The sequence below is a fragment of the Kitasatospora sp. NPDC059571 genome, from assembly GCF_042735675.1.
Lineage (GTDB): Bacteria > Actinomycetota > Actinomycetes > Streptomycetales > Streptomycetaceae > Kitasatospora.
Genome location: NZ_JBHWBW010000303.1, coordinates 1 through 9,580, shown reverse-complemented (window position 1 = coordinate 9,580; position 9,580 = coordinate 1). Strand labels below are relative to the sequence as shown.

Below are 9,580 nucleotides of genomic sequence, written 5' to 3'. Positions count from 1 at the left end.
GGCGGGCGGGGGGGGGCGGGGGGGGGGGGCGCGCCGCGGTGGGCGTACAGCGCTTGGGCCCCCACCACTCCCGGAACGGCGGGGCGGCGCGCCGGCCGTACGTGGGGTGGGGGGGGGGGGGGGCCGCGAACGCGCCCCACCACTCGGTGGGGCGCCCGGCACAGCTGGGGTTTCGGCGCGTCAGACCGCGCTCTTCTTGAGACGACGGCGCTCGCGCTCGGAGAGGCCGCCCCAGATGCCGAAGCGCTCGTCGTTGGCGAGGGCGTACTCCAGGCACTCGGAGCGGACCTCGCAGGCCAGGCAGACCTTCTTGGCCTCGCGGGTCGACCCGCCCTTCTCGGGGAAGAACGACTCCGGGTCGGTCTGGGCGCACAGGGCGCGCTCCTGCCAGCCGAGCTCCTCTTCCTCGTCCTCTGCGATGCCGTCACCGATCAAAAGCTCAAAGAGCTCGCTCATTCTGGCGCGCCTCCTCTGCCCCTCTTGGCGTCCCCGTCGTGTTGCCGTTGCCTGAGCGGCGGAACGACACGAGTGAAATTACAGTTGCGTCACTCTGGCCCAGTCAAGCCGAGCTCTGGTATTGGGTCGAGGATTCACTCCCCGGAACCAAGCCGCCACCAATAGTGTACATATCCGGACATCTTGGGCATCTCGTCCGAGCGGAGCAACCGCCCGGGACCGCCCGGGAGCTGGCCTTCCGTCAGCACCGACGGTCACGGCGGCGACCGCCCCCACGGAGGGAGACGCCTGCGACCGCGACCCGGTTGCCCAGGTACGGGGCTGCCTTCCCGGCGATCTTCACATCGAAACCTAGAGCCTGATTTATCACTCCATCCGGTGGTTCATGCCTGATGCGGCCTGAATGTCCGGCAGATCGGGTTGACACTGCCGCCCCTCCTGAGGTCTCCTTGCTCTCATGTCAGAGTTCGCCGCCCACCGCCCCGGCCGCCAGGCCGCTGCGAGGCGTGCCGCGAGCTCGCTCTGTTGTCGCCTCTGTTCCTGCTGTATCTAGGCGCACGCGTCCCACCGCGCGCCGCCCACAGCTCGAACACCGAGGCCGCCCGCGCGACAGTCCCCCTCTTCCCCGCGGAACCGGCTGAATCCGACCGACCGGCCCGTTCCGAGGACTGCCCCGTGCGAATGCCCCGCCTCCGCCTCCGCAACCGCGACCGCAAGAAGAACCTCGCCCGCACCGCCCCCGTCGTCAGCCTCGCCGGCCCGCGCCACCCGTGGGCGGACGGCCTGAGCGACGTCTCCATCGCGGGCGACCCGCTCGCCTTCCCGCACCTCGCCCGCACCGACCTGCCGCACCACCCCCGCACGGTGGCCGAGTACGCCCGGCTCGTCCGGGAGATCGCCGCCGACCGCGCCCGTTGGGAGCCGCTGGTCCGCTACGACGCGCTGACCCGCTGGTACGCCCGGCTGGAGACCGGCCCGGGCTACGAGGTGTGGCTGCTCAGCTGGCTGCCGGGGCAGAGCAGCGGCCTGCACGACCACGGCCGGTCCGCCGGCGTGATGACCGTCGTCGAGGGCGAGCTCACCGAGCGCTCGCTGACCCGCTCCGGCGAGGGCGCGCGGGTGCTGCGCCCGGGCGGCCGGCGGGTGCTGTCCGCCGGCGACGTGCACGAGGTGGTCAACGCCGCCCTGGAGCCGGCCGTCTCCATCCACCTCTACACGCCGGGCCTGGTGGAGATGAACCAGTACGGCGCCGCGGTCGCCGAGCGGCAGACCGAACCGCGGTAGCCGCCCGGGCGCCTGGCAGGATGACCCCATGCGCATCGTGGCACTGGCAGGCGGCATCGGCGGAGCGCGCTTCCTGCGCGGACTCAGGGAGGCCGTCGCCCCCGGGGACGAGATCACCGTCATCGGCAACACCGGCGACGACATCCACCTCTTCGGCCTGAAGGTCTGCCCGGACCTCGACACCGTGATGTACACCCTCGGCGGTGGCATCCACGAGGAGCAGGGCTGGGGCCGGGCGGACGAGACCTGGTCCGTCAAGGAGGAGATGAAGGCGTACGGCGTCGGGCCGGAGTGGTTCGGCCTCGGCGACCGGGACTTCGCCACCCACATCGTCCGGACCCAGATGATCGCCGCCGGCTACCCGCTCAGCGCCGTCACCGAGGCGCTCTGCGACCGCTGGCAGCCCGGCGTGCGGCTGATCCCGATGAGCGACGACCGCGTCGAGACGCACGTGCGGATCACCGACGCGCAGGGCACCCGGGCGGTGCACTTCCAGGAGTACTGGGTCCGGCTGCACGCCGCGGTCGAGGCCGAGGCGATCGTCCCGGTCGGCGCGGACACCGCCGCGCCCGCGCCGGGAGTGCTGGAGGCGATCGCCGCGGCCGACGTGATCCTCTTCCCGCCGTCCAACCCGATGGTGTCCATCGGCACCATCCTCGCGGTGCCCGGCATCCGGCAGGCGGTCGCGTCCGCCGCGGCGCCGGTGGTGGGCCTGTCCCCGATCGTCGGCGGCGCCCCCGTCCGCGGCATGGCCGACAAGGTGCTCGCCGCCGTCGGCGTCGAGGCCACCGCGGAGGCCGTCGCCCGGCACTACGGCCCGGACCTGCTGGACGGCTGGCTGGTCGACACCGCCGACGCGGACGCGGTGGCCGGCGTCGAGGCGGCCGGCATCCGCTGCCGGGCCGTCCCGCTGCTGATGACCGACGTCCCGGCGACCGCCGCGATGGCCCGCACCGCGCTGGACCTCGCCGCGGAGGTCCGCGCGTGAGACTGGAGATCATCCCGGTCACCGGCCTGCCCGAGGTCGAGCCCGGCACGGACCTCGGCGAACTCATCGCCAAGCACGGCGACTTCGAGGACGGCGACATCCTGCTGGTCACCTCCAAGATCGTCAGCAAGGCGGAGGGGCGGCTGCTGCACGCCGCCGACCGCGAGGCCGCCATCGACGCCGAGACCGTCCGGGTGGTCGCCCGGCGCGGTCCGGCCCGGATCGTCGAGAACCGCAACGGCCTGGTGATGGCCGCGGCGGGCGTGGACGCCTCCAACACCCCGCCCGGCACCGTGCTGCTGCTGCCCGAGGACCCGGACGCCTCCGCCCGGGCCATCCGCGCCCGGCTGCAGGAGCTCACCGGCCGCACGGTCGCCGTCGTCCTCACCGACACCTTCGGCCGGCCCTGGCGGACCGGGCTCACCGACGTGGCCATCGGCGCCGCCGGCCTGCCCGTCCTCGACGACCACCGCGGACGCACCGACAGCCACGGCAACGAGCTCCGGCTCACCGTCACCGCCACCGCGGACGAGCTGGCCGCCGCCGGCGACCTGGTCAAGGGCAAGGCCACCGGCACCCCCGTCGCGGTGGTGCGGGGCCTGGCCGGCCTGGTGACCGCGGCGGACGGCGAGGGCGTGCGACCGCTGCTCCGGCCCGCCGCCGACGACATGTTCCGGCTCGGCACCTCCGAGGCCCTGCGCCGGGCGGTGACCCTGCGCCGCACCGTCCGCTCGTTCACCGCCGAGCCCGTCGACCCGGCCGCCGTCCGCCGCGCGGTCGCCGCCGCGGTCACCGCGCCCGCCCCGCACCACACCACCCCGTGGCGGTTCGTGCTGCTGGAGAGCGCCGATGCGCGCGAGCGGCTGCTCGACGCGATGCTCGACGCCTGGCGGCGCGACCTGCGCGAGCTCGACGGCTGGGACGAGGCGAAGATCGCCCGCCGGACCGTCCGCGGCGACGTGCTGCGCAACGCGCCGTACCTCGTCGTGCCCTGCCTGGTGATGGAGGGCTCGCACGCCTACCCGGACGCCCGGCGGGCCGCCGCCGAGCGGGAGCTGTTCACCGTGGCGATCGGCGCCGCGGTGCAGAACCTGCTGGTCGCCCTGACCGGCGAGGGCTACGGCTCGGCCTGGGTGTCGTCCACCATGTTCTGCCGCGACACCGTGCGCGAGGTGCTCGATCTGCCCGCCGGCTGGGACCCGATGGGCGCGGTCGCGGTCGGCCGGCCGGCCGAGGCCCCGAAGGAGCGGCCGGCCCGCACCGCGGAGCCGTTCACCGCGGTGCGCTGACCGCCCCGGCGGCCCCGGCACCGACGGCCCGGCAGCTCAGCGGTGGCGGTGGTCGTTGGGCGCCAGCCGCGGGCCGTACCGCGGGGCCCGGGCACCGGTCAGGCCGATCAGGCGGCAGACCCGGTACCGCTGCGGCCGGTAGGGCTCCAGCAGTTCCAGCATCTGCGCGTCGTCGCTGCGCGGGCGGCCCGCCAGCGCCCAGCCGACCAGGTTCGGCAGGTGGAAGTCGCCGACCGAGACCGCGTCCGGGTCGCCGTTGCTGCGCTGCAGGGTCTCCGCCGCCGTCCAGATGCCGATGCCCGGCACCGCGGTGAGCCGGGCGAAGGCCGCCGCACCGTCCAGGCCGGACGCCTCCTCCAGCCGGGGGGCGAGCCGGGCGGCCCGTACGACGGTCGCCGAGCGCTTCGGGTCCACGCCCGCCCGGTGCCACTCCCAGCTGGGGATCATCGCCCAGTCGCGGGCGGACGGCGCCACCCACAGGTCGGCCGCCGGGCCCGGCGCCGGCGTACCGAAGTCGCGCAGCAGGGTCCGCCAGGCGCGGTACGCCTCCGCGGTGGTCACCTTCTGCTCCAGGATCGCCGGCACCAGGGACTCCATCACCAGGCCGGTGCGGCCCAGCCGCAGCCCGGGGTTGGCGCGCTGCGCCTCGCGCAGCGGCCCGGGCGGCAGGACCAGGGCCGCGGGGTCGTCGGCGGAGCCGAGCAGTTCGGGCATCCGCTCCAGCAGCCACGCCGCGCCGGGCCCCCAGGCCCGGCCCTCCGCCGCACCGTCGCGGACGGCGATCCGCAGCGTGCCGGGGCCGTCCGGGGTCCGGGAGGCCCGCCAGACCGAGCCGTCGGCGGCGCCGCGGAACGACGGGTCGGCGGGGCCGCGGCGCAGCGGGAAGAGAATCCGGCCGAGGTCGAGCGGGTGGTCCGGGCGCCAGCTCCGTACCGTCCCCGGCATCGCCCGTCACGTCCTCTCGTCGCCCCGGCCCGTCGCGCGCGGCCGGACCGGCCGGCCCGGGCGGGCGCCATGAACGATACGCCGGGACGGTGACAGGGCCGGGACGGGCCGTACGGGGGTCGGGGTCGGGGTCGGGGTCAGCTGCCCTGCAGGCCGGCGGCGGCCGACCGGATCTCGTCGAGGCGGTTGTAGAGGGCGGTGCCGGGGCACTCGGTGGCGAAGGCGTCCCGGTGGCCGGAGATCGCGTTGAACTTCACCGAGGTGCCCTTCTTGTACAGGCTGCCGTCGGAGGCCGACACCAGGGTGGCGGTGCCCTGGGCGTCCCGGCCGGTGAGGCCGAGCTTCCAGGCGGCGATCTGCGCGATGCCGTCCATCTGCTCCTGCGGCGTCCGGTCGGAGACGTAGGTGCCGAGCGCGGCGACGCCCGCGGAGTTGGTGTTGAAGCCGAGGGTGTGGGCGCCGAGCACGGGCTCGGCCACGCCGCCCGCGCGGCCCTCGTAGATGGTGCCGCAGCGGTCGACCAGGAAGTTGTAGCCGATGTCGCGCCAGCCGTTGCTCTTGACGTGGTACTGGTAGATCGACCTGATCATCTTGGGGGCGTCGGAGCAGGCGTAGTCGTTGGTGGTGTCGGTGTGGTGGACGAAGACCACCCGGACGTCGCCGGTGTAGACGAAGCCGGGTTCGCGCAGCGACTCGTCGGCGCCCCAGCCGGCCCGGGTGACGATGGCGGGCCGCGGGGCGGCGCCGGCCCGCTGCCCGGGTTCGGCCGGCCGGGGGTCGGGGGCGCCGGCCGGATCCGCCCCGGGGTCGACGAGCTCGGCCCGTAAGCCGGCCGGGAACGGGTGGGTGCCGGCGGCGACCCGGACGGCGACGCCGTTGCTCGGGCCGACCCAGAGCGGGGCGGTGGCGCCGCGGCCGATCGGTTCGTCCGGACGGTCGTCCTGTTCGGCCGCCAGGTCGTACCAGGGGCTCCACTCGCCGGTCAGCGCCGAACGGGTGCGGACCTGGACGGTGCCGTCCAGGACGGCCTCCGGGTCGTCCCAGCTGACGCCGAGCAGGGCGAACGCGCCGGTGCCCCGCGGGGACAGCTCGCGCAGGGTGTCCGGCCCCCGCTGCGCGGACTCCAGGTCGATGGTGGTGACGCCGCCCGGGTCGGGGCCGGCGTGCGCGGGCACGGCGGCGAGGGACGGGAGCAGCAGGGTGGTCGTGGTGACGGCCGCCGCGAGGGCGGCCCTGGGTTCAAGACGCATAAATCGGATACTGACGGCAAAGAACCCCACCCGCCACGCCGGTCACCTGGCCAGACGCCCCTGCCGGACGCACCGTGCGAGGCCGTAGGCTGGACCGCACCATGACTGCGCCTTTCGCTGCCGACGCCCGCATCCCCGCCGAGCTGCTGCATGCCTATCTGCGCCCCGGTGCCCCCGATGCCGACCCCTCCCGCCCGCTGATCACCTTCTACGACGACTCGACCGGCGAGAGAGTCGAGCTGTCCGCGAAGACCTTCGACAACTGGGTGGCCAAGACCGCCAACCTGCTCCAGGACGAGCTCAACGCGGGCCCGGAGGACCGGGTGGCGCTGCTGCTCCCGGCCCACTGGCAGACCGCGGTCTGGTACCTGGCCTGCTGGTCCGTCGGGGTGACCGTGGTCCCGAACGGGGACCCGGCCACCACCGACCTGGTGGTCAGCGGACCGGACGGCCTGGAGGCCGCCGAGGCCTGCTCCGGCGAACGGGTGGCCCTCGCGCTGCGCCCGCTCGGCGGGCGCTTCCCCCAGCGCCCGGACGGCTTCCTCGACTACGCCGCCGAGGTCCCCGGCCAGGGCGACCGCTTCGCCCCGTACTCCCCCGTGCACCCGCAGGCCCAGGCTCTGGAGACCGAGGTCGACGGGCTGCCGCTCAAGCTGACGGGTGAGCAGACCGTCCAGCTGGCCCGCGAGGGCGCGGCCCGGCTCGGCATCGGCCCCGGCGACCGGGTGCTCTCGACGCTCTCCTACGACGACTGGTCGGGCCTGGAGGCCGGACTGCTGGCCCCGCTGGCGGCCGGCGCCTCGGTGGTGCTGTGCCGCAACTCCGGCGGCCTGACCGACGAGCAGTGGGAGAAGCGGACCGAAGCCGAACGGGTGACGCTGCGCCTCGGCTGATCCGTTCGGCCCAGCGGCCCCGTCCGATCTCCCCGACCTCGAGCGCCCGCACGGCGCACCGCAGGACCCGTCCCCGGTGCGAACGTGCGGGCGTTCCGCATGCGGTGAGCGTTCATCAGCAGGGGTTGTCTTCGCGGCGATCCGGACGGAACACCTCCGCGGCTGCTCTAGGGTGTCGCGGATGAACAGCGGACACCGGCGTCCGGACTGCGGTCCGGCCGCCTTCCCGCGCGCGGCAGGCCCGTCGGGCCCGCAGGTGCACGACCCCGCCCCCGAGGGGCTCCCCGCCGAACGGCCGCGCTCCGGGTCGCGGCCCATGGCCCCGTCCGACCGGGGGCGCCGCAGATCGGCGTCCCACCGGCGGGCCCGGCGGACGGGGCGCGGCCGCCGGGCGCTGCGCTGGACCGCCCTCGCCGCGGCCCTCGCCCTGGTCGCCGGGTGCGGCGGCGCGTTCTACGCGTACCAGCACTTCAACGCGAACATCACCGCGGTGAACGTCCACGTCGGCGACGACGCCGACCGCCCGCAGGCGATCGAGGGGGCGCTCAACATCCTGGTGATCGGCACCGACAGCCGGGTGGGGCTCGGCCGGGCGTACGGCGACGAGGGCAGCACCGGGCACGCCGACACGACGCTGCTGTTCCACGTGGCCAAGGACCGCAGCAACGCCACGGTGATGAGCATCCCGCGGGACCTGATGGTGGCGATCCCCGAGTGCCGTACCGGGGAGCGGCGGATCCCCGGCGAGAAGCGGGCGATGTTCAACAGCAGCCTGGGCGAGGACGGCCGCGACGCCGGGTGCACCTGGGCCACGGTGGAGAAGCTGACCGGCATCCGGATCGACCACGTCATGATGGTGAACTTCGAGGCGGTCAAGACGCTGTCGACCGCGGTCGGCGGGGTGGAGGTGTGCGCCGCCAAGGACATCGACGACCCCGACTCCCACCTGCGGATGGCCCGGGGGCGGCACGTGGTCCAGGGCGAGGAGGCGCTGGCGTTCGTCCGTACCCGGCACGCCGTCGGCTTCGGCGGCGACCTGACCCGGATCCCGCTGCAGCAGCAGTTCCTCGGTTCGATGATCCGCAAGCTGAAGAGCAGCGACACCCTGACCAGCCCGGCCAAGCTGTGGAGCCTCGCGGACGCCGCCACCCGGGCGCTCACCGTGGACTCCGGCATCCGCGACGTCCGGCGGCTCAAGGACCTCGCACTGGAGGTCAGCCGGGTCGACACCCGCCGGATCACCTTCACCACCGTGCCGGTCGCCGACGACCCGCGGAACAAGGACCGGCTGGTCCTCCAACAGCCCGCGGCCGGGCAGCTGTTCGCGCTGGTCGCCGGGGGCCCGCCCCGCGGCGGCGCGGGGGGCGCGGGCCCCCCCGCCCGGTGCCTCCGCCGTCTCCGTGCCACCACCCCTGCCACCGCCGGTGCCACTGCCCGCGCCAACGCCCTTGCCGCGGTCCGCGCCGACGCCCGTACCACCACCCGTGCCACCACCCGGGAGGTGGCCCGTCGGGCCCGCCGACACCCCGGCCGCGCCGGGGTCGTCCACGGTGACGGTGAGGGCGTCCGGCGACCACTCCAGCGCCACGTCGGCGCGCCGGGCGGCCGAGTGGCGGATGACGTTGGTGAGCGCCTCCTGGACGATCCGGAAGGCGGTCAGGTCCAGGCCCGGCGGGAGGTCCCGCGCCCGTCCCGTGGACCGGACCGCGACCGTGAGGCCCGCCTGCCCGGCCTGGGCCGCCAGTTCGTCGAGCCGGGCGAGCCCGGGCGCCGGGCTGCGCGGCGCCTCCGCGTCCGGGCCGCGCAGCGTGCCGAGCACCTGCCGGACCTCCCCCAGTGCCTCCTTGCTGGCCGCCTTGATGGTGGTGAGGGCGGTCCGCGCCTGCTCCGGGCGGGTGTCGAGGAGTTCCAGTGCGACGCCCGCCTGCATATGGATCAGCGAGATGCTGTGCGCGAGGATGTCGTGCAGCTCGCGGGCCATCCGCAGGCGTTCCTCGTCCACCCGGCGGCGCTGGGCCTGCCGCGCGGCCGCCCGGACGGCCTCGATCCGCTCCCGGCGGAACCGGAGGATCTCCGCGACCGCCATCACCAGCAGCAGCCAGGCGGCGATGCCGAGCTCCTGCCAGCCGTTGGGCTGCGCCGCCGGACCGCGCAGCCAGGACTGCGGCAGGACGAAGGAGATCAGCAGGTGGGCCGCGTAGAACGCGCCCGCGCAGGCCCAGGCGGCCCGGCGGTGGCCCTGCTGCACGGCGACGCAGATCGCCACGACCAGGCTGAGGAAGACCGGCCCGTACGGGTACCCGGCGAAGAGGTACGCGATGGTCACCGCGGTGGTGCCCACCGCCACGGCCACCGGACGGCGCCGGCGGAAGAGCAGCAGCGCGGGCCCGAGCAGGAGCAGCAGGTAGCCGAGGGCGTCCAGTGGCAGGGGCGCCGGGGGGGGGGGGGGGGGCGCGCGGGGGGGGGGCCGCGGGG

At 75.2% G+C, this 9,580-nt stretch carries 7 protein-coding genes and 2 pseudogenes; 5 read left to right on the top strand and 4 right to left on the bottom strand.

Annotated features, from left to right (window positions below; all coding sequences use genetic code 11):
• Positions 1-180: 180 nt before the first annotated feature.
• Positions 181-456: a WhiB family transcriptional regulator gene (locus ACFV0G_RS27055; RefSeq protein ID WP_030276170.1), complete on the bottom strand. Its 276-nt coding sequence runs from the start codon at positions 454-456 to the stop codon at positions 181-183.
• A gap of 675 nt (positions 457-1,131) precedes the next feature.
• On the opposite strand from ACFV0G_RS27055, the gene ACFV0G_RS27050 reads away from it, so the two are divergent.
• From ACFV0G_RS27050 to ACFV0G_RS27040, 3 genes are read left to right on the top strand one after another with little or no spacing between them, the layout of a single operon-like run.
• Complete coding sequence (locus tag ACFV0G_RS27050; protein WP_380553213.1) at positions 1,132-1,740, top strand: cysteine dioxygenase; 609 nt, start codon at positions 1,132-1,134, stop codon at positions 1,738-1,740.
• 28 nt (positions 1,741-1,768) lie between these two features.
• Positions 1,769-2,728 carry a 2-phospho-L-lactate transferase gene (gene cofD, locus ACFV0G_RS27045; RefSeq protein WP_380553210.1) on the top strand — a complete coding sequence of 320 codons (960 nt, stop codon included), beginning with the start codon at positions 1,769-1,771 and terminating at the stop codon, positions 2,726-2,728.
• Positions 2,725-4,017 (top strand): coenzyme F420-0:L-glutamate ligase, encoded by a 1,293-nt coding sequence (locus tag ACFV0G_RS27040; RefSeq protein ID WP_380553207.1) that lies wholly within the window; start codon positions 2,725-2,727, stop codon positions 4,015-4,017. Before cofD ends, ACFV0G_RS27040 begins: the two co-directional genes overlap by 4 nt.
• A 36-nt stretch (positions 4,018-4,053) precedes the next feature.
• On the opposite strand, the gene ACFV0G_RS27035 is transcribed toward ACFV0G_RS27040, so the two are convergent.
• Entirely contained in the window at positions 4,054-4,962 is a 909-nt protein-coding gene (locus tag ACFV0G_RS27035; protein ID WP_380553204.1) for a DNA-3-methyladenine glycosylase family protein, read from the bottom strand.
• Positions 4,963-5,099: 137 nt separating this feature from the next.
• Positions 5,100-6,212 carry a peptidoglycan recognition protein gene (locus ACFV0G_RS27030; RefSeq protein WP_380553201.1) on the bottom strand — a complete coding sequence of 371 codons (1,113 nt, stop codon included), beginning with the start codon at positions 6,210-6,212 and terminating at the stop codon, positions 5,100-5,102.
• A gap of 101 nt (positions 6,213-6,313) precedes the next feature.
• Here ACFV0G_RS27030 and ACFV0G_RS27025 point away from each other — a divergent pair, with 101 nt between their 5' ends.
• Both ACFV0G_RS27025 and ACFV0G_RS27020 read left to right on the top strand, forming a co-directional pair.
• Positions 6,314-7,105, top strand: coding sequence for a TIGR03089 family protein (locus ACFV0G_RS27025; RefSeq protein WP_380553198.1), 792 nt, complete (start codon positions 6,314-6,316; stop codon positions 7,103-7,105).
• A 181-nt stretch (positions 7,106-7,286) separates the two neighbouring features.
• A pseudogene (locus ACFV0G_RS27020) lies at positions 7,287-8,138 on the top strand (LCP family protein); the annotation flags it as partial.
• A gap of 819 nt (positions 8,139-8,957) precedes the next feature.
• On the opposite strand, the pseudogene ACFV0G_RS27015 reads toward ACFV0G_RS27020, so the two are convergent.
• Positions 8,958-9,086 (bottom strand): annotated as a pseudogene (locus ACFV0G_RS27015) (histidine kinase dimerization/phosphoacceptor domain-containing protein); the annotation flags it as partial.
• Positions 9,087-9,580: the final 494 nt, after the last annotated feature.

What these genes read in the sequence shown, in the direction of transcription:
- cofD (WP_380553210.1), top strand. Translation starts at nt 1,769, where the DNA reads ATGCGCATCGTGGCACTGGCAGGCGGCATCGGCGGAGCGCGCTTCCTG.
- ACFV0G_RS27055 (WP_030276170.1), bottom strand. Translation starts at nt 456, where the DNA reads ATGAGCGAGCTCTTTGAGCTTTTGATCGGTGACGGCATCGCAGAGGAC.
- ACFV0G_RS27035 (WP_380553204.1), bottom strand. Translation starts at nt 4,962, where the DNA reads ATGCCGGGGACGGTACGGAGCTGGCGCCCGGACCACCCGCTCGACCTC.
- ACFV0G_RS27025 (WP_380553198.1), top strand. Translation starts at nt 6,314, where the DNA reads ATGACTGCGCCTTTCGCTGCCGACGCCCGCATCCCCGCCGAGCTGCTG.
- ACFV0G_RS27030 (WP_380553201.1), bottom strand. Translation starts at nt 6,212, where the DNA reads ATGCGTCTTGAACCCAGGGCCGCCCTCGCGGCGGCCGTCACCACGACC.